We start from the raw sequence: 18815 nt of genomic DNA on the forward strand, positions 1-18815 counted from the left end.
ACGACCCGGCCGACGAGCGCGTGGTCTCGCACATCTCCTCCACCGCCATCGAAGGCGGCACCGCACACCCCGAACTGAAGCTCATCGCGACGAACTGACCCTGCCGTGCTGACGCTTCACACCGCCGAACTCCTCGTCGCCGGGCCGGGCGCCGTCCCGCTGCCCGGCGGTGCGGTGCTCGTCGAAGGAGACCGGATCGCCCGCGTGGGAACGTACGCGTCCCTCGGCGCGGCCTATCCGCACGCCCGCGCCCGCCGCTGGCCCGGAGTGCTCACCCCGGGCCTGTTCGTCCGCGGGGCGGACGCCCTGCTGGAGCGGACGTACTACCCGGACGACCCCTACGAGGTCACCGAGCTCGGCAGCGAGCCGATCCGCGGGGAAGCCGAGCTGGACGCGCTGAAGATGACCGAGGCGCGCTGGGGCAACAGCGCCCGCCGCGGCACGCAGAAGCTGCTGGCCCGCGGGGTGGTGGCGGTGACCGGCCGCCTCACGGTCCCGGCGGTGCGCACGGCGGTGGTCCGCTCGGGTCTGACGGCCCTGCCCCCGGCCCCGTACGAGGGGCAGCCCTCGCTGGACCCGTTCGCCGGACGGGACACGGCCGGACAGGCCTTCCACGGGGTCCTGGAGGAAGGCGTCCCGGCCCGCTTCGCGGTCTTCGCGGTCGCGGACGAGGCGGAGTTGCTGGTGCGGGGCGCGACCACCTGCGTGGCCACGGTCATCGGGGGCCGGCTGCTCCACCGCCGTCGCTGAGGCGCGGCGGGCCGCCCGCGGACTCCCGGGCCAGGGCCGCCAGCAGGCAGGCCTGGAGGCGGCTGATCCCGCCCAGCTTGGCCCGGATGTTGACCACGTGGAACTTGACCGTGCTGACGGACAGCTGGAGTTCCCCGGCGAGCTCCGCGTTGGAGGCTCCGGTCGCCAGGCACAGGAACACCGCCGACTCCTGTTCGGTGAGCTGGGCCGTGGACGGAGCTTCCCGCCGGGCCCCTTCCCCGTCCGGCGGGAACCAGGCCGGGACGCTGAAGCTGACGACGCGCACGGTTGACCACTCCTCGCCCCCGGCCGGGCCACGGTGCGGCCCGGCTCTCCCTGCCTAAGGGACGCGCGGGCCCGACAGATAGGTTCCGTCGCCGTCGAACGGCCAGGCGTTGGACTTGCAGCCGAGCAGTCCCTTGATCTGCTGCATCATCGCCGGTGCGGGCTTTCCGGGGCCCGGGCAGGTCTCGTGCTCGCGGCCCAGTTCGTGGCCGACCTCGTGGTTGACGATCAGCGCCCGGTACTCCTCCACGGTGCCGCTGAACTGGGGCGAGCCCTCCTGCCAGCGCTTGAGGTTCACCACGACCGTGTGCCCGGCCCGGCAGTTGGTCTCGCCGATCAGCTCGGGGGTGACCACCTCGCAGAGCCGGTCGGTGGTCGTGGGAGTGGCGATCTTGACGGTGAAGTCCACCGGCTGGCCCGCTCCGACGAGCTGGAAGCCGTACGCCGGGTCCCTGGTCCAGCCGCGCGGGTCGCCCAGGATCTTCTCCACGGCGCGGGCGGCGGTGTCCGGGTCGACCCCGCTGCCCTCCTCGGTCTCCAGCCGCCAGCGCAGCGCGGTCCCCTTGCCCTGGGGCTGCCCGGAGGCCGCGGACGCCGCGAAGGTGCCCGGCTTGGCGGGCGCCGGGGCGGAGGCGGAGGCCGCGGGCGTGGGCGAGGCCGGGGCGGGCGCGGCCGGGGACGACGGGGCGGCGGTGGAGGGGGCGGGGCCGGGGGAGCGCTGGCCGCCTTGCGGGGCCGCGTCCGCGCCGTCGCCGGGGGCGGTGGCGGCGTCCTGCGGCTCCGGCCGGGCCGCCGGGCGCCCGTCCGCGACGGCGGCGGTGTCCTGCGAAGGCACCAGGACGTAGACGGCCGCGGAGGCCGCGATCAGTGCCGCCGAGCCGAGGATCGTACGCCGCAGCCGCCTGCGCCGCTCCGCCCGGCGTCTGGCGCGCGGGCTGAGGCGGGAGCGACCGTCGGTATGGCCTGCCGGCATCGTGAAGCCCTCTGTTCGTGGCGGCCGAGGCCGGACCATGAGCCTGCGGGACCCGGCGGGTGACCCTCACCGGGCCGCATGCCCGCCAGTCAACGCGGATCCACCGGGCCCGCGTAACTGTCCTTCGGGCCAGTTGTGCTGCCCCGGCGCCCCGTGTCCGTGGCCGTACGGGCCCGGTGTCCGCAGCGGTGGAGCCCCCGGCGGGAGCGGGGCCCGGGCCCTGAGAGGATGGGGACGTACCCGACGATCCGCATCGCACCCCGAGGGGCCAACGCCAGTGACCCGCGCTTCCCTGGACAAGCAGCCGCACGAAGTCGCCTCCATGTTCGACGGTGTGGCGGCGAACTACGACCTCACCAACGACGTGATCTCCCTCGGCCAGGCCCGGCTCTGGCGCAAGGAGGTCGCCAAGGCGGTCGCCGCCCGCCCCGGCCAGCTGGTCCTGGACCTGGCCGCCGGGACGGCGACCTCCTCGCTGCCCTTCGCCGCGGCCGGCGCGTACGTCGTCCCCTGCGACTTCTCCCTCGGGATGCTCCGCGAGGGCAAGAAGCGCAACCCGTGGCTGCCGCTGACCGCCGGTGACGCGACGAAGCTCCCGTTCAAGGACGAGGTCTTCGACAGCGTGACGATCTCCTTCGGACTGCGCAACGTCCAGGACACCGACGCGGCCCTGCGCGAGTTGTACCGGGTGACCAAGCCCGGCGGCCAGGTCGTCATCTGTGAGTTCTCGCAGCCCACCTGGGCGCCGTTCCGCACCGTCTACATGGAGTACCTGATGCGGGCCCTGCCGCCCGTGGCCCGGGTGGTCTCCTCCAACCCCGACGCGTACGTCTACCTCGCCGAGTCCGTCCGCGAGTGGCCCGACCAGCCGGCGCTGGCCGCCCTCCTGCAGAAGGCCGGCTGGTCCAGGACCGCCTGGCGCAACCTCAGCGGCGGCATCGTCGCGCTGCACCGGGGCACCAAGGCCTGACCGCCGTGCCGGACACCGATCCCCTCGACTACGCGGCCCTGCTGGAGAGCATCGCGAACGACGTGGCGCCGCTGGTGGGCAGCGGCACCCCCGCCGAGTACATCCCGGCGCTGGCGTCTGTGGACCCGAAGCGGTTCGGCATGGCCGTCGCCGACCTCGAAGGCAACGTCTTCGGGGTGGGGGACTGGCAGGTGCCCTTCTCCACGCAGTCCGTCACCAAGGTGTTCGCGCTCGCCCTGGCCCTGGCCGAGGGCGGCGACAGCCTGTGGGAGCGGGTCGGCCGGGAGCCCTCCGGCAATCCCTTCAACTCGCTGGTGCAGCTGGAGTACGAGAACGGCATCCCGCGCAACCCGTTCATCAACGCGGGCGCGCTCGTGGTCACCGACCGGCTCCAGACGCTGACCGGCGACGCGAGCAGCGAACTGCTCGGCTTCCTGCGGGAGGAGAGCCAGAACCCGGAGCTGTCCTTCGACGCCGAGGTGGCGGCCTCCGAGCAGGAGCACGGCGACCGCAACGCGGCCGTGGCGCACTTCATGGCCTCGTACGGGAACATCGACAACCCGGTCCCGGCCCTGCTGGAGCACTACTTCTGGCAGTGCTCCATCGAGATGAGCTGCGCCGACCTGGCCCGCGCCGGACGCTTCCTGGCCCGGCACGGGCTGCGGGCCGACGGTTCGCGCCTGCTGACGCGCAGCGAGTCCAAGCAGATCAACGCGGTCATGCTGACCTGCGGGACGTACGACGCGGCGGGCGAGTTCGCCTACCGCGTCGGGCTGCCCGGCAAGAGCGGGGTGGGCGGCGGGATCGTCGCGGTCGTCCCGGGCCGGTGCACCGTGGCGGTGTGGAGCCCCGGGCTGGACGCCCGGGGCAACTCCGTCGCGGGTGTGGCGGCCCTCGACCGGTTCACGACCCTGACGGGGCTCTCGGTCTTCTGAGGCCCGGCCCGACCGGCGTCCTAGACCTCGGCTACGGCGTCCTGGACCCCGGTCCCCGCTCCGGCACCCGCTCCGGCCTTCTCCAGGTCCGCGGCGAGCTCCAGCCGGTAGCGGCGGCCCGGGTTTCCGCGCGGGCTGGTGAACTCCTCGGCCACGTCCATCCCGAGGCGTTCCGCGACCGCCACCGAACGGGTGTTGCGGGCGTCGATCATCGCGACGACGTGCGGTACGCCTGCCTCGCGCACCCGCTCGACGGTGGCGAGGGCGGCGGCGTACGCGTACCCGCGGCCCCAGTGCTCGCGGCCGAGCCGCCAGCCGATCTCGGTCTCGCCGACCGGACCCCAGTCCAGGGGCCAGGGCTGGGCCCCGGTGAAGCCGATCACCGTGCCTTCCGCGTCCAGCAGGGTCCACAGGCAGTAGCCGAGCTGGGCGTCGTGCATGCGCTGGCGCGCGGTGAACTCCTCGTACGCGGACAGTTCGGCGGGCCCGCCCAGGAATTCCATGACGTCGGAGTCGTCGAAGATGCGGTGCCAGGCGTGCGCGTCCTCGTCCGTCGGCACGCGCAGCCGTACGGGAGGGAGCGACCGGGCCGGGGCGCCCGACGCGGACGCGGGCGTGGGCAGGGCTGAGCTGGGCGAGCTGGTCAACGGGGAGACCCTTCTGATCGCTATCTCTCTCGCTGCATAGACTGCACATGTCCGGTGCCGCCTGGCACCCTATATCGAGCCTTCGGGAGACCCAGCCGTGACCGAGCCCCTCTCCGAACACTCCGCGGATGTGATCGTCGTCGGTGCCGGGCCCGCCGGCGCGACCACCGCGTACTACCTCGCCAAGGCCGGACTCGACGTACTGCTGTTGGAGAAGACGGCGTTCCCGCGCGAGAAGGTCTGCGGCGACGGACTGACCCCGCGCGCCACCAAGCAGTTGGTGTCGATGGGCATCGACATCTCGGAAGAGGCCGGCTGGCTGCGGAACAAGGGCCTGCGGATCATCGGCGGCGGCCAGCGGCTCCAGCTGGACTGGCCGGAACTCGCCTCCTTCCCGGACTACGGACTCGTGCGCAAGCGCGACGACTTCGACGAGACCCTGGCCCGGCAGGCGCAGAAGGCCGGCGCGCGGCTGTACGAGCGCTGCAACGTCGGCGAGCCCGTCCGTGACCCGCGCACCGGCCACATCACCGGTGTGCAGGCGAAGCTGGGTGAGGAGAAGGTCCCGGTCACCTTCAGCGCCCCGCTGGTCGTCGCGGCCGACGGCAACTCCTCCCGGCTGTCCCTGGCGATGGGTCTGCACCGGCGCGAGGACCGTCCGATGGGCGTCGCGGTCCGTACGTACTTCACCTCGCCCCGGCACGACGACGACTACCTGGAGTCGTGGCTGGAGCTGTGGGACCGGCGCGGCGCCGAGGACCGGCTGCTGCCCGGCTACGGCTGGGTCTTCGGCATGGGTGACGGCACGTCCAACGTGGGCCTCGGCATCCTCAACTCCTCGTCCGCCTTCAAGGAGCTGGACTGGCGCGAGGTCCTCAAGGCCTGGTGCGCGTCCATGCCGGAGGACTGGGGCTACACCCCGGAGAACATGACGCAGCCGATCCGCGGCGCGGCCCTGCCGATGGCCTTCAACCGGCAGCCGCACTACACCAAGGGCCTGCTGCTGGTCGGTGACGCGGGCGGCCTGGTCAACCCGTTCAACGGCGAGGGCATCGCCTACGCCATGGAGTCGGGGCAGATCGCGGCCGAGGTCATCGTGCAGGCGCACGCCCGGTCCACCCCGGCCCTGCGCGAACTGGCCCTGCACTCGTACCCGAAGGTGCTCAAGGAGACGTACGGCGGCTACTACACGCTGGGCCGCGCCTTCGTGAAGCTGATCGGCAACCCGAAGGTCATGAAGGTCGCCACGCAGCGCGGCCTGACCCACCCGCTGCTGATGAAGTTCACGCTGAAGATGCTGGCGAACCTGACCGACCCGACGGGCGGCGACGCGATGGACCGCATCATCAACGGCCTCTCGAAGGTGGCCCCGAAGGCCTAGGGCCGGGCCCAGGAGGAGTCCGGAGGGGGCGCGGGCCGGTTCTGCCGGTTCCGCGCCCCTTTCGTGTCAGTCCTGCGCCCCGGAGCCGTCCGGGGCGGTGTGCACGGCGCGTACGGAGCGGGCCACCAGCACCAGTCCGCACAGCAGGAGGGCCGCGGAGGCGCTCCAGCCGAGAGCCAGGGCCAGCGGGTGCCCCGGCTTGTCCCAGGGGCGGGCGGTGGTCAGCAGCCAGCCGCCCACGGCCAGCAGGCCCAGCCCGAGCGCCGCGGGCGCCGCGGTGGGGTCGGCGCTGCGGTCGTCGGTGCGCTCGCCGGTGCCGTGGTCCTCGTCCGGCAGTCCGCTCACGGACCACCACCTCCAGGTCTCGAACGTCAGGGCGCGCCCGGCCATCTTCTCAGGGGGCTCCGGGGCTGCGGCACCCCGGGCGCGGTGGTCCGGGCAGGCCGAAAGGCCGGTACTCCGCCCCCGAGCGGGGGAGTACCGGCCTTTCGTGGTGCCGTGGTCTTCCGAGCGGGGCTCAGAGGATGCGGACGGCGCCCGACGGCTTGTCGTAGTTCATGTTGGTCTCGACGATGCCCGTGCTGGGGTTCTGCGCGCCGATGAACTTGCCGCCGCCGGAGTAGATGGCGACGTGGTACGAGCCGCTGCGGCTGCCCCAGTAGAGGATGTCGCCCGGCTGGAGGTTGCTCAGCGAGACGGAGGTGCCCATGGAGGACTGGGCGCCGGAGACGCGCGGCAGGGTGATGCCGGCGGCGCGGTACGCGGCCTGCACGAGGCCGGAGCAGTCGTACGAGGAGGGGCCGGTGCCGCCTCGGACGTACGCCTTGCCGACCTGGGCGCGGGCGAAGTTCACGATGGCGGCGGCGGAGCCGGTGGCCGGCGCGGAGACGTAGTTGCCGCTCTCCTTGCTCGGGGTGGCGGCGGTGTTGCCGGAGCCCGTGGAGCCGTTGGAGGTGGCCTTGGTGCTCAGCGAGGCGCGGGCGGAGCTGCGGTTGGCGCGCTCGGCCTCGGCCTTGCGGGCCTCCTCCTCCTGAGCCTTCTTCTCCGAGTCGGCCTTCTGCTGGGCGTCTTCCTTCGCCTTCTTCGCCTCGGCGGCAGCGCCGGTGCGGGCGCTCTCCTCCTGGGCGGTCAGTTCGCCCTCGACGGCGGCCGAGCGGGTGTTCTCGGCGGCGGTGGTGACGGCGGAGGAGACCTCGGCGGCCAGGTCCACGTCGAGGACCGGCATTTCGAGCGTCGTCTCGGCCACGGGCTCGGCGGACGGGGTCGCACTCGCGGTGCCGGCCATCGCCAGGGTGCTGAGGACGCCACCGGCAACTCCGGCGCGGACCGCGAGCTTCGAGGCGCTGCGGCGGGGCTTCCGGTGGCTGGGTATGTGAGCGGTGTGGGACATGAGAACAACCGCTATCAGGGGGTCCGGGTTCCCTTCAAGAAACGTGGGTTGCGCCACAGTTGTGCGCGAAGGGTGCTAACCGGGCGCGTCGCGCAGCGTTTTGACGCCGTAACGGGCGAATCGGACACGCCTGCACAGGGCTGTGATCATGGGGTTTCCGCAATAAGTCCCAATTGATCCTCGGCCTAGCATCCCTACGGACAGTTGGCCAAGCCCTCTTTCGGTAGCACCGATTCCGAGTGACGCAGGTCACATCCGGGCAGCCCTGTGCGGACGCTGTGACCCGGCCGTGCCCTCGTTGTGAAGGGATCGCCGCACAACCGCTGCGGGAGGGGTGCGCGCGGGTTCGTGAACGGACGCACACGGGGGTGGCCGCCGCGCCCTGCGCGTGCCCCGCGTCCACCTCCGTATGCGCGGTTTCCCCCGACCGGGCGACGCGAAATCCTTTATCACGACCGCCAGCGGGATACCAATTTGCCTGCACGGGCCACCGTTTGATAGGGCGACGCGCTCCCTACCTGCGGTAACGAGCTTGGATGTCACCTTTGGTGATCATGTGGCTGCTTCGCGTACGAAGATCACCACTCATCGGACTTCATGATCGTTCGTCAGGTGGTGGAGATCACAAACTCGTTGTTGTTACCCGTGTCGCAGATCACAGACGAGCGGGCATAAGATGCGCAGCAGTCCGGCTTGTGAACTGCCTCACATGTACACGATCTTCGCGAGGCGGGGCACTTCCCTCAGCTCCCGCTGGGGGACACCCCAGCCGGTGCAGCGGTCCAACGGTCAAGGACGACTGGAAGGAGCGAGGAGCGTGAATGCGTACGCGCCCATCCTCGTGCTCGGCGCCCTCGGCGCAGGGTTTGCGATCTTCTCCGTGGTCATGGCCACGCTGATCGGTCCAAAACGGTACAACCGGGCAAAGCTTGAAGCGTATGAGTGCGGCATCGAGCCGACTCCGATGCCGGCCGGCGGCGGTCGCTTCCCCATCAAGTACTACCTGACGGCGATGCTCTTCATCATCTTCGATATCGAGGTCGTCTTCCTTTACCCCTGGGCCGTCACCTTCGACTCCCTGGGGATCTTCGGGCTCGTCGAGATGCTGCTCTTCGTGCTCACCGTCTTCGTCGCCTACGCCTACGTCTGGCGCCGCGGCGGCCTGGAATGGGACTGAGGGGCTGAATTTCCATGGGACTGGAAGAGAAGCTGCCGAGCGGCTTTCTGCTGACCACCGTCGAACAGGCCGCGGGCTGGGTGCGCAAGTCATCCGTCTTCCCCGCGACCTTCGGCCTCGCCTGCTGCGCCATCGAGATGATGACCACGGGCGCGGGCCGCTACGACCTGGCCCGCTTCGGCATGGAGGTCTTCCGCGGTTCGCCGCGCCAGGCCGACCTGATGATCGTGGCCGGCCGGGTCAGCCAGAAGATGGCGCCGGTGCTGCGGCAGGTGTACGACCAGATGCCCGCTCCCAAATGGGTCATTTCCATGGGGGTTTGTGCATCTTCAGGCGGAATGTTCAACAACTACGCCATCGTCCAGGGCGTCGACCACATCGTCCCGGTGGACATCTACCTGCCCGGCTGCCCGCCGCGCCCCGAGATGCTGATGGACGCGATCCTCAAGCTCCACCAGAAGATCCAGGGCGGCAAGCTCGGCGTGAACCGGGAAGAGGCGGCACGCGAGGCGGAGGAGGCGGCCCTCAAGGCCCTCCCCATCATCGAGATGAAGGGGCTGCTCCGGTGAGCGAGACCCAAGAGCCGGAGAACGGCACCGCCGGCGGCGACGAGGCCAACGGCAGCAACGTCCCTGCGCCGCGCGCCCAGGGCCCGGAGGTCATCGGCGTCCGCAAGGGCATGTTCGGGGCCGGGGGCGGCGGGGACACCAGCGGCTACGGCGGCCTCGTGCGCACCGTGGCCCTGCCCGGCGCGACGAGCCGCCCCTACGGCTCCTACTTCGACGAGGTCGCCGACGAACTCGAAGGCGCCCTGGAGGAGCAGGACCTGGTCCCGGAGAACGCCATCGAGAAGACGGTGGTCGACCGGGGCGAGCTCACCTTCCACATCGCCCGCGAGCACCTCGTACGGGTCGCCTCCACCCTGCGCGACGACCCGGCCCTGCGCTTCGAGCTCTGCACGGGCGTCTCCGGCGTGCACTTCCCCGGCGACAAGGGCCGCGAACTGCACGCGGTCTACCACCTGCGCTCGCTCACCCACGGCCGGATCGTGCGGCTGGAGGTGTCCGTGCCGGACGCCGACCCGCACCTGCCCTCGCTCGTCGCGGTCTACCCGACGAACGACTGGCACGAGCGCGAGGCCTACGACTTCTTCGGCCTCGTCTTCGACGGGCACCCGGCCCTCACCCGGATCATGATGCCGGACGACTGGCAGGGCTTCCCGCAGCGCAAGGACTACCCGCTCGGCGGCATCCCCGTCGAGTACAAGGGCGCCCAGATCCCGGCTCCCGACCAGCGGAGGTCGTACAGCTGATGTCCACGTCAAACCACGCCTCCGCGCGCGAGACCACCGAAGGCACCGTCTACACCGTCACCGGCGGCGACTGGGACGAGGTCGTCCAGTCGGCGGCCAAGGCCGACGACGAGCGGATCGTCGTCAACATGGGCCCGCAGCACCCGTCCACCCACGGCGTGCTCCGGCTGATCCTGGAGATCGACGGCGAGACGGTCACCGAAGCCCGCTGCGGCATCGGCTACCTGCACACCGGCATCGAGAAGAACCTCGAATTCCGGAACTGGACGCAGGGCACCACCTTCGTGACGCGCATGGACTACCTGACGCCCTTCTTCAACGAGACGGCGTACTGCCTCGGCGTCGAGAAGCTCCTCGGCATCACCGACCAGATCCCCGACCGCGCCACCGTCATCCGCGTCCTGCTGATGGAGCTCAACCGGCTCTCCTCGCACCTGGTGTGCATCGCCACCGGCGGCATGGAGCTCGGCGCGACCACGATCATGATCTACGGGTTCCGGGACCGCGAGCTGATCCTCGACGTCTTCGAGCTGATCACCGGCCTGCGCATGAACCACGCGTTCGTCCGCCCCGGCGGCCTCGCCCAGGACCTGCCCCCCGGCGCGGTCGACCAGCTGCGCGAGTTCGTCAAGACCATGAAGAAGAACCTGCCGGAGTACGACAAGCTCGCCACCGGCAACCCCATCTTCAAGGCCCGCATGCAGGACGTCGGCTACCTCGACCTCACCGGCTGCATGGCGCTCGGCGCCACCGGCCCGGTCCTGCGCTCCGCCGGCCTGCCGCACGACCTGCGCAAGTCGGACCCGTACTGCGGCTACGAGGACTACGAGTTCGACGTACCGACCACCGACACCTGCGACTCCTACGGGCGGTTCCTGATCCGCCTGGAGGAGATGCGCCAGTCCCTGCGGATCGTCGAGCAGTGCCTGGACCGGCTGGAGCCGGGCCCGGTCATGGTCGCCGACAAGAAGATCGCCTGGCCCGCGCAGCTCGCCATGGGCCCGGACGGGCTCGGCAACTCGCTCGACCACATCAGGAACATCATGGGCACCTCCATGGAGGCCCTCATCCACCACTTCAAGCTGGTGACCGAAGGCTTCCGGGTCCCCGCCGGGCAGGTCTACGCGGCCGTCGAGTCACCCAAGGGCGAACTCGGGGTCCACGTCGTCTCCGACGGCGGCACCCGCCCCTACCGGGTCCACTACCGCGACCCGTCCTTCACCAACCTGCAGGCCATGGCCGCGATGTGCGAAGGCGGCCAGGTCGCCGACGTCATCGTCGCCGTCGCCTCCATCGACCCCGTGATGGGAGGCGTCGACCGATGACGGACATTTCCCTGGGCATGCCCCAGCTGCCCGCCCCCGACTATCCGGCGGAGGTACGCGAGCGGCTCGCCGCGGACGCCGCCGAGGTCATCGCCCGCTACCCCGACAGCCGCAGCGCGCTCCTGCCGCTGCTGCACCTGTGCCAGTCGCAGGAGGGCCACGTCTCGCGCACCGGCATCCGCTTCTGCGCCGAGGTGCTGGGCCTGACCACCGCGGAGGTCACGGCCGTCGCCACCTTCTACACGATGTACCGGCGGGGGCCCTCCGGGGACTACCAGGTCGGCGTCTGCACGAACACCCTGTGCGCGGTGATGGGCGGGGACGCCATCTTCGAGGAGCTCAAGGAGCACCTCGGGGTCGGCAACAACGAGACCACCCCCGACGGCAAGGTCACCCTCGAACACATCGAGTGCAACGCGGCCTGCGACTACGCCCCCGTGGTGATGGTCAACTGGGAGTTCTTCGACAACCAGACCCCCGAGTCCGCCAAGGCCATGGTCGACGACCTGCTGGCCGGCCGCCCGGTCGAGCCGACCCGGGGCGCGCCGCTGTGCACGTACAAGGAGACGGCCAGGATCCTGGCCGGTTTCCCGGACGAGCGCGAGGGCGCGGTCGAGGCCACCGGCGGCGCCGGACACGCCTCCCTGATCGGCCTGCGCATCGCCCGCGGCGAATCCCACACCTCGATCGTGCACCCGCGGGGCGAGGCCACCACCGAGGGAGGGGAGTGATGACCGTGTCCACTGAACTCAGTAAGAACGGGACGAGTCCCGAGAAGCTCCTCGCCCCGGTCCTGTCCGCCTTCTGGGACGAGCCCCGGTCGTGGACGCTGGAGACCTACCGGCGCCACGAGGGCTACGAGGGCCTGCGCAAGGCCCTCGCGATGACCCCGGACGACCTCATCGCCTACGTGAAGGACTCGGGCCTGCGCGGACGCGGCGGCGCGGGCTTCCCCACCGGGATGAAGTGGCAGTTCATCCCGCAGGGCGACGGCAAGCCGCACTACCTCGTCGTCAACGCGGACGAGTCGGAGCCGGGAACCTGCAAGGACATCCCGCTGCTCTTCGCCAACCCGCACTCCCTCATCGAGGGAATGATCATCGCGTGCTACGCCATCCGCTCGGCGCACGCCTTCATCTACCTGCGCGGCGAGACGGTACCGGTCCTGCGGCGCCTGCACGAGGCGGTGCGCGAGGCGTACGCGGCCGGATACCTCGGCAAGGACATCCTCGGCAGCGGCCTCGACCTCGACATCACGGTGCACGCGGGCGCGGGCGCGTACATCTGCGGCGAGGAGACGGCACTGCTCGACTCCCTCGAAGGCCGGCGCGGCCAGCCCCGGCTGCGGCCCCCCTTCCCGGCCGTCGAGGGCCTCTACGCCTGCCCCACTGTCGTCAACAACGTCGAGTCCATCGCCTCGGTTCCCGCGATCCTGAACAAGGGCAAGGACTGGTTCAAGGCGATGGGGACCGAGAAGTCCCCCGGCTTCACCCTGTACTCGCTCTCCGGGCACGTCGCCGGACCCGGCCAGTACGAGGCCCCGCTCGGCATCACCCTGCGCCAGCTGCTCGACATGAGCGGCGGGATGCGGCCCGGGCACCGGCTGAAGTTCTGGACCCCGGGCGGCTCCTCCACCCCCATGTTCACGGACGAGCACCTCGACGTCCCGCTGGACTACGAGGGCGTGGCCGCGGCCGGCTCGATGCTCGGCACCAAGGCGCTCCAGTGCTTCGACGAGACGACCTGCGTCGTGCGGGCCGTCACCCGGTGGACCGAGTTCTACGCCCACGAGTCCTGCGGCAAGTGCACCCCGTGCCGCGAAGGCACCTACTGGCTCGTCCAGTTGCTCCGCGACATCGAGGCGGGCCAGGGCGTCATGTCCGACCTCGACAAGCTGAACGACATCGCCGACAACATCAACGGCAAGTCGTTCTGCGCGCTCGGAGACGGCGCCGCCAGCCCGATCTTCTCCTCGCTCAAGTACTTCCGCGCGGAGTACGAGCAGCACATCACGGGCAAGGGCTGCCCCTTCGACCCCAAGAAGTCGACCCTCTGGGCTGACACGGAGGTGAACGCATGACCGTCACCACTAACGCTCCCGCCGGTGGCGGCGAGGCAGCCGTTCCGGAGAACACGGTCTCCCTGACCATCGACGGCATCGAACTGTCGGTACCCAAGGGCACCCTCGTCATCCGGGCCGCCGAACAGCTCGGCATCGAGATCCCCCGGTTCTGCGACCACCCCCTCCTCTCCCCGGCCGGCGCCTGCCGCCAGTGCATCGTCGAGGTCGAGGGCCAGCGCAAGCCGATGGCCTCCTGCACCATCACCTGCACCGACGGCATGGTCGTCAAGACCCAGCTGACCTCCGAGGTCGCCGACAAGTCCCAGCGCGGGGTGATGGAGCTGCTGCTCATCAACCACCCGCTGGACTGCCCCGTCTGCGACAAGGGCGGCGAGTGCCCGCTGCAGAACCAGGCGATGTCCCACGGCAACGCCGAGTCCCGCTTCGAAGGCAGGAAGCGCACCTACGAGAAGCCGGTCCCGATCTCCACCCAGGTGCTGCTGGACCGCGAGCGGTGCGTGCTGTGCGCGCGCTGCACCCGCTTCTCCAACGAGATCGCCGGCGACCCGATGATCGAGCTGCTCGAACGCGGTGCGCTCCAGCAGGTCGGCATCGGCGAGGGCGACCCCTTCGAGTCCTACTTCTCCGGCAACACCATCCAGATCTGCCCGGTCGGCGCCCTCACCTCGGCCGCGTACCGGTTCCGCTCCCGCCCCTTCGACCTCGTCTCCTCCCCGAGCGTGTGCGAGCACTGTGCGGGCGGCTGCGCGACCCGGACCGACCACCGCCGCGGCAAGGTGCTGCGCCGGATGGCCGCCGAGGACCCCGAGGTCAACGAGGAATGGGTCTGCGACAAGGGCCGCTTCGGGTTCCGCTACGCACAGCAGCGGGACCGGCTGACCACCCCGCTCGTGCGCAGCGCGGCCGGCGTCCTGGAGCCCGCGAGCTGGCCGGAGGCCCTTGAGGCCGCGGCCGCCGGACTCGCCGCGGCCCGCGGCCGCGCCGGGGTGCTGACCGGCGGCCGGCTCACCGTCGAGGACGCGTACGCGTACGCCAAGTTCGCCCGGGTGGTGCTCGACACCAACGACATCGACTTCCGGGCCCGCGTGCACAGCGCGGAGGAGGCCGAGTTCCTGGCCGCCACCGTGGCCGGCACCGGCAAGGACCTCGACGGCGAGGGAGTCACGTACACCTCGCTGGAGGCGGCGCCCGCCGTGCTGCTCGTCGGCATCGAGGCCGAGGAGGAGGCCCCCGGCGTCTTCCTGCGGCTGCGCAAGGCCCACCGCAAGCACAAGCAGCGGACCTTCGCCCTCGCCCCCTTCGCCACCCGCGGCCTGGACAAGGCGGGCGGCACCCTGCTGGCCGCCGCCCCCGGGACCGAGCCCGAGTGGCTGGACGCCCTCGCCTCGCGCACCGGCCTGGAGGAGGGCGGCGCTGCCGCCGCCGAGGCGCTGCGCCTGTCCGGCGCCGTCATCGTCGTCGGGGAGCGCCTCGCCGGGGTGCCCGGCGCGCTGACCGCGGCCGTACGCGCCGCAGCGGCGACCGGGGCCGAGCTGGTGTGGATCCCGCGCCGGGCCGGTGAGCGGGCCGCCGTCGAGGCGGGTGCGCTGCCGTCCCTGCTCCCCGGCGGACGCCCGGCCACCGACCCGCGGGCCCGCGACGAGGTCGCCACCGCCTGGGGCGTGGACGAGCTCCCGCACCGCTACGGCCGCGACACCGGCCAGATCGTCGAGGCAGCGGCCTCGGGCGAACTGGCGGCGCTGCTGGTCGCGGGCGTCGAGGTGACCGACCTGCCGGACCCCGCCCGTGCGCGGCTCGCCCTCCAGGAGGCCTTCGTGGTCTCCCTGGAACTGCGGCCCGGTGAGGTCACCGACCACGCGGACGTGGTGTTCCCGGTGGCAGCGGTCGTCGAGAAGGCCGGCGCGTTCATCAACTGGGAGGGCAGGGTCCGGCCGTTCGAGGCCGCGCTCAAGCCCGACCAGATGACCCGCCGCCTGGCCCCCGCCGACTCCCGCGTGCTGCACATGCTGGCCGACGCGGCCGACCGGCCGATCGCGCTGCCCGACGTGCACGCCGTACGCCGGGAGCTGGAGCGGCTCGGGCCGTGGGAGGGCGGGCTCCCCGGCGAGCAGTCCACCGACCCGGCGCCGCTGCCCCGGCCCGGAGCGGGCGAGGCGGTCCTCGCGGGCCACCGGCTCCTGCTCGACCTGGGTCGTCTCCAGGAGGGCGACGAGGCCCTGGCGGGCACCCGGCACGAGGCCGCCGCCCGGCTGTCGGCCGCCACGGCCGCGGAGACGGGCGTCAAGGACGGCGACGTCCTCGCGGTGACCGGCCCGGCCGGCTCCGTGGAACTCCCGCTGCGGGTCACCGTGATGCCCGACCGGGTGGTCTGGCTCCCGCTGAACTCCACGGGCTCGGGCGTCCTCGCCGACACCGGAGCCCGCCCCGGCACCCTCGTCCGGATCGGCCCGGCGACCCCCGCCGACGCCCGCGACACCACTGCGGAGGTGGGAGCGTGAACGCGGTACCCGGTGACCTCGTACAGCTGGCCGCGGAGGACCTGTCCCTCTTCGGACGGGACGTCTGGTGGCTGGTCGTCCTCAAGGCGGTGTTCTGCTTCGCCTTCCTGATGGTGATGGTGCTCTTCTCCATCGTGTGGGAGCGCAAGGTCGTCGCCTGGATGCAGCTGCGCATCGGCCCCAACCGGCACGGCCCCTGGGGCATGCTCCAGTCGCTCGCCGACGGCGTGAAGCTCATGCTGAAGGAAGACCTGATCGTCAAGCGGGCCGACAAGGTCGTCTACGTCCTCGCCCCGATCATCGCGACGATCCCGGCCTTCATGGCCATCGCGGTGATCCCCTTCGGCCCGGCGGGCAACGAGGTCTCGATCTTCGGCCAGCGCACCACGATGCAGCTGACCGACCTGCCGATCGCGATGCTGTACATCCTCGCGGTGGCCTCGGTCGGGATCTACGGAATCGTCCTGGCGGGCTGGTCCTCCGGCTCGACCTACCCGCTCCTCGGCGGCCTGCGCTCCTGCGCCCAGATGATCTCCTACGAGATCGCGATGGGCGCCGCCTTCGCCTCGGTCTTCCTCTACTCCGGGTCCATGTCGACCTCGGCGATCGTGGAGGCCCAGGAGGGCCGCTGGTTCATCGTGCTGCTGCCGGTGTCCTTCATCATCTACGTCATCACGATGGTCGGCGAGACGAACCGCGCCCCCTTCGACATGCCGGAGTCCGAGGGCGACCTGGTCGGCGGCTTCAACACCGAGTACTCGTCCATCAAGTTCGCGCTGTTCATGCTCGCCGAGTACATCAACATGGTCACCGTCTCGGCCGTCTCGGTCACGCTGTTCCTCGGCGGCTGGCGGGCCCCGTACCCCATCAGCTCCTTCTGGGAGGGTGCGAACCACGGCTGGTGGCCGATGCTCTGGTTCGTCCTGAAGGTGCAGCTGCTGCTGTTCTTCTTCATCTGGCTGCGCGGAACGCTGCCACGCGTGCGCTACGACCAGCTGATGAAGCTCGGCTGGAAGGTCCTGATCCCGGTCTCGGTGGTCTGGCTGATGCTGGTCGCGACGGTCCGTGCGATGCGCAACGAGAACTACGACATGAGCGAGATCGTCCTGTACGTCGGCGGCGGGGTCGTGGCGATCCTGCTGCTCTCCTTCGTCGCGGACATCTTCCGCGACAAGCGGGAGAAGGTGCAGGCGGCACAGGCCGGGGCGGCCGCGGCCGAGCCCTTCGACCCGCTGGCGGGCGGGTTCCCCGTACCGCCCAAGCCCGGCCAGCACCTGGCACCCGTACCGCGCAGGCGGCCCCGCACCGAGCGGGAGCTGATCGTCAGCGGCGGGGCGACCACCGACAACGACCGAGAGGAGGGTTGAGACATGTCCGACGACAAGTGGCAGAACCCGGTGGCCGGCTTCGGCGTGACCTTCAAGGCCATGTTCAAGAAGCGCCTCACCGAGCAGTACCCGGAGCAGCACAAGACCACTGCCCCGCGCTTCCACGGACGGCACCAGCTCAACCGGCACCCGGACGGTCTGGAGAAGTGCATCGGGTGCGAGCTGTGCGCCTGGGCCTGCCCCGCCGACGCCATCTACGTGGAGGGCGCGGACAACACCGAGGAGGAGCGCTACTCCCCGGGTGAGCGGTACGGCGCCGTCTACCAGATCAACTACGCCCGCTGCATCCTGTGCGGGCTGTGCGTCGAGGCGTGCCCGACGCGGGCGCTGACCATGACGAACGAGTTCGAACTGGCCGATGCCAGCCGTGAGTCGCTGATCTACACCAAGGAGCAGCTGCTCTCCGGTCTCACCGAGGGGATGGTCGAGGCGCCGCACTCGATGTTTCCGGGCACCGAGGACACGGACTACTACCGCGGACTGGTGACGGGGGCCGCCCCCGGCACGGTCCGGCAGACGGCCGTCTCCAAGGGCGAGGTGCCCGCGGACCAGGCCGTGGACGAGGCCGCGGAAGACGCCGAGGAGGTACAGGCATGAGCGCCATCGCCGCCGCCTCCTTGACCTCGACGGGCGAGGCGGTCCAGTTCTGGATCCTCGGCACGGTCGCCGTCATCGGTGCGCTGGCCACGATCTTGATGAAGAAGGCCGTGCACAGCGCGCTGAGCCTGGCCGGGACGATGATCATCCTGGCCGTCTTCTACCTCGCCAACGGGGCGTACTTCCTGGGCGTCGTCCAGGTCGTCGTCTACACCGGCGCGATCATGATGCTCTTCCTCTTCGTGGTCATGCTCGTCGGCGTCACCGCCGCCGACTCCCTGAAGGAGACCATCAAGGGCCAGCGCTGGCTCGCCGTCCTGTGCGGGCTCGGCTTCGGCACCCTGCTGATCGCCGGCATCGGGCAGGCCGGGATCACCCACTTCAACGGGCTCGGCCGGATCAACTCCGCCGGACACGTCGAGGGCCTGGCCCAGCTGATCTTCACGAAGTACGTCTTCGCCTTCGAGATCACCGGCGCGCTGCTGATCACCGCGGCCGTCGGCGCGATGGTCCTCACCCACCGCGAGCGCACCGAGCGGGCCGCCACCCAGCGCGAACTCGCCGAGAAGCGCGTCCGCGAGGGCGTCCAGCTCCCGCCGCTGCCCGCCCCCGGCGTCTACGCCCGGCACAACGCGGTGGACGTCGCCGGTCTGCTCCCGGACGGCACCCCGTCCGAGCTGACCGTCAACCAGACCCTGCGGGCCCGCGGCCAGATCCGGGACGTCTCCTCCGAGGCCCTGGACGACCTCAAGGCGCTGGAGCAGGCCTCTTCGGAGCGCCTCGGCCGAGAGGAGGCCTCGAAGTGAATCCGGTCAACTACCTCTACCTGGCGGCCCTGCTGTTCACCATCGGCGCGGCCGGTGTGCTGATCCGCAAGAACGCGATCGTGCTGTTCATGTGCGTGGAGCTGATGCTCAACGCCTGCAACCTCGCCTTCGTCGCCTTCTCCCGCATGCACGGCAACCTCGACGGCCAGATCATCGCGTTCTTCACGATGGTCGTCGCCGCCGCGGAGGTCGTGGTGGGCCTGGCGATCATCGTGTCGCTCTTCCGTACCCGCCACTCGGCCTCGGTCGACGACGCCAGCCTGATGAAGCTGTAAGG

20 protein-coding genes are annotated in these 18815 nt (G+C 70.9%); 15 read left to right on the forward strand and 5 right to left on the reverse strand.

Going from position 1 to position 18815, the window contains the following annotated elements:
- The first annotated feature begins 105 nt into the window (after positions 1 to 105).
- Positions 106 to 750 (forward strand): imidazolonepropionase-like domain-containing protein, encoded by a 645-nt coding sequence (locus IO30_RS0123660; protein WP_031145903.1) that lies wholly within the window; start codon positions 106 to 108, stop codon positions 748 to 750.
- Here the strand turns inward: IO30_RS0123660 and IO30_RS42125 are convergent.
- Both IO30_RS42125 and IO30_RS0123670 read right to left on the reverse strand, forming a co-directional pair.
- Entirely contained in the window at positions 716 to 1036 is a 321-nt protein-coding gene (locus IO30_RS42125) for a response regulator transcription factor (protein ID WP_031145904.1), read from the reverse strand. The genes IO30_RS0123660 and IO30_RS42125 overlap by 35 nt on opposite strands.
- Positions 1037 to 1090: 54 nt before the next feature.
- Positions 1091 to 2008 carry a DUF3152 domain-containing protein gene (locus tag IO30_RS0123670; protein WP_031145906.1) on the reverse strand — a complete coding sequence of 306 codons (918 nt, stop codon included), beginning with the start codon at positions 2006 to 2008 and terminating at the stop codon, positions 1091 to 1093.
- Between the two features lie 277 nt (positions 2009 to 2285).
- Between IO30_RS0123670 and IO30_RS0123675 the strand changes: the two genes are divergently transcribed.
- Positions 2286 to 2978: a demethylmenaquinone methyltransferase gene (locus tag IO30_RS0123675; protein WP_031145908.1), complete on the forward strand. Its 693-nt coding sequence runs from the start codon at positions 2286 to 2288 to the stop codon at positions 2976 to 2978.
- A 38-nt stretch (positions 2979 to 3016) separates the two neighbouring features.
- A complete protein-coding gene (locus IO30_RS0123680; protein WP_373316543.1) occupies positions 3017 to 3913 on the forward strand; it encodes a glutaminase in 897 nt (298 codons plus the stop codon).
- 20 nt (positions 3914 to 3933) lie between these two features.
- Here the strand turns inward: IO30_RS0123680 and IO30_RS0123685 are convergent, their stop codons facing one another.
- The gene (locus tag IO30_RS0123685) at positions 3934 to 4560 is read right to left on the reverse strand and encodes a GNAT family N-acetyltransferase (protein WP_237403429.1); all 627 of its coding nucleotides are present in this window, start codon (positions 4558 to 4560) and stop codon (positions 3934 to 3936) included.
- Between the two features lie 97 nt (positions 4561 to 4657).
- On the opposite strand from IO30_RS0123685, the gene IO30_RS0123695 reads away from it, so the two are divergent.
- Positions 4658 to 5941, forward strand: a complete 1284-nt coding sequence (locus IO30_RS0123695) for a geranylgeranyl reductase family protein (protein WP_031145914.1) — start codon at positions 4658 to 4660, stop codon at positions 5939 to 5941.
- Between the two features lie 66 nt (positions 5942 to 6007).
- Here IO30_RS0123695 and IO30_RS0123700 read toward each other — a convergent pair whose 3' ends face one another.
- Both IO30_RS0123700 and IO30_RS0123705 read right to left on the reverse strand, forming a co-directional pair.
- The gene (locus IO30_RS0123700) at positions 6008 to 6286 is read right to left on the reverse strand and encodes a hypothetical protein (RefSeq protein WP_157853366.1); all 279 of its coding nucleotides are present in this window, start codon (positions 6284 to 6286) and stop codon (positions 6008 to 6010) included.
- 172 nt (positions 6287 to 6458) lie between these two features.
- On the reverse strand, positions 6459 to 7331 hold the full coding sequence (locus tag IO30_RS0123705; RefSeq protein ID WP_031145918.1) for a C40 family peptidase: 873 nt from the start codon (positions 7329 to 7331) through the stop codon (positions 6459 to 6461).
- A gap of 817 nt (positions 7332 to 8148) precedes the next feature.
- On the opposite strand from IO30_RS0123705, the gene IO30_RS0123710 reads away from it, so the two are divergent.
- The 11 genes from IO30_RS0123710 to nuoK are packed head-to-tail and all read left to right on the forward strand — an operon-like array spanning position 8149 to position 18813.
- Positions 8149 to 8508 carry an NADH-quinone oxidoreductase subunit A gene (locus tag IO30_RS0123710; RefSeq protein ID WP_031145920.1) on the forward strand — a complete coding sequence of 120 codons (360 nt, stop codon included), beginning with the start codon at positions 8149 to 8151 and terminating at the stop codon, positions 8506 to 8508.
- Positions 8509 to 8522: 14 nt separating this feature from the next.
- Entirely contained in the window at positions 8523 to 9077 is a 555-nt protein-coding gene (locus IO30_RS0123715; protein ID WP_031145921.1) for a NuoB/complex I 20 kDa subunit family protein, read from the forward strand.
- Positions 9074 to 9820 (forward strand): NADH-quinone oxidoreductase subunit C, encoded by a 747-nt coding sequence (locus tag IO30_RS0123720; protein ID WP_031145923.1) that lies wholly within the window; start codon positions 9074 to 9076, stop codon positions 9818 to 9820. The genes IO30_RS0123715 and IO30_RS0123720 overlap by 4 nt, the downstream gene beginning before the upstream one ends.
- Positions 9820 to 11145, forward strand: coding sequence for an NADH-quinone oxidoreductase subunit D (locus tag IO30_RS0123725; protein ID WP_031145925.1), 1326 nt, complete (start codon positions 9820 to 9822; stop codon positions 11143 to 11145). The genes IO30_RS0123720 and IO30_RS0123725 overlap by 1 nt, the downstream gene beginning before the upstream one ends.
- On the forward strand, positions 11142 to 11876 hold the full coding sequence (gene nuoE, locus IO30_RS0123730; protein ID WP_031145926.1) for an NADH-quinone oxidoreductase subunit NuoE: 735 nt from the start codon (positions 11142 to 11144) through the stop codon (positions 11874 to 11876). Before IO30_RS0123725 ends, nuoE begins: the two co-directional genes overlap by 4 nt.
- Positions 11876 to 13225, forward strand: coding sequence for an NADH-quinone oxidoreductase subunit NuoF (nuoF, locus tag IO30_RS0123735; RefSeq protein WP_031145928.1), 1350 nt, complete (start codon positions 11876 to 11878; stop codon positions 13223 to 13225). Before nuoE ends, nuoF begins: the two co-directional genes overlap by 1 nt.
- Positions 13222 to 15726 carry an NADH-quinone oxidoreductase subunit G gene (locus IO30_RS0123740; RefSeq protein WP_031145931.1) on the forward strand — a complete coding sequence of 835 codons (2505 nt, stop codon included), beginning with the start codon at positions 13222 to 13224 and terminating at the stop codon, positions 15724 to 15726. The genes nuoF and IO30_RS0123740 overlap by 4 nt, the downstream gene beginning before the upstream one ends.
- Positions 15723 to 17093, forward strand: coding sequence for an NADH-quinone oxidoreductase subunit NuoH (gene nuoH / locus IO30_RS0123745; RefSeq protein WP_031145933.1), 1371 nt, complete (start codon positions 15723 to 15725; stop codon positions 17091 to 17093). Before IO30_RS0123740 ends, nuoH begins: the two co-directional genes overlap by 4 nt.
- A 3-nt stretch (positions 17094 to 17096) precedes the next feature.
- On the forward strand, positions 17097 to 17711 hold the full coding sequence (gene nuoI / locus IO30_RS0123750; protein ID WP_031145935.1) for an NADH-quinone oxidoreductase subunit NuoI: 615 nt from the start codon (positions 17097 to 17099) through the stop codon (positions 17709 to 17711).
- A complete protein-coding gene (locus IO30_RS0123755; RefSeq protein ID WP_031145937.1) occupies positions 17708 to 18517 on the forward strand; it encodes an NADH-quinone oxidoreductase subunit J in 810 nt (269 codons plus the stop codon). Before nuoI ends, IO30_RS0123755 begins: the two co-directional genes overlap by 4 nt.
- Positions 18514 to 18813 carry an NADH-quinone oxidoreductase subunit NuoK gene (gene nuoK / locus IO30_RS0123760; RefSeq protein WP_030864698.1) on the forward strand — a complete coding sequence of 100 codons (300 nt, stop codon included), beginning with the start codon at positions 18514 to 18516 and terminating at the stop codon, positions 18811 to 18813. Before IO30_RS0123755 ends, nuoK begins: the two co-directional genes overlap by 4 nt.
- The last annotated feature ends 2 nt before the right edge of the window (positions 18814 to 18815 follow it).

The sequence above is a fragment of the Streptomyces xanthophaeus genome (assembly GCF_000725805.1).
Lineage (GTDB): Bacteria > Actinomycetota > Actinomycetes > Streptomycetales > Streptomycetaceae > Streptomyces > Streptomyces xanthophaeus.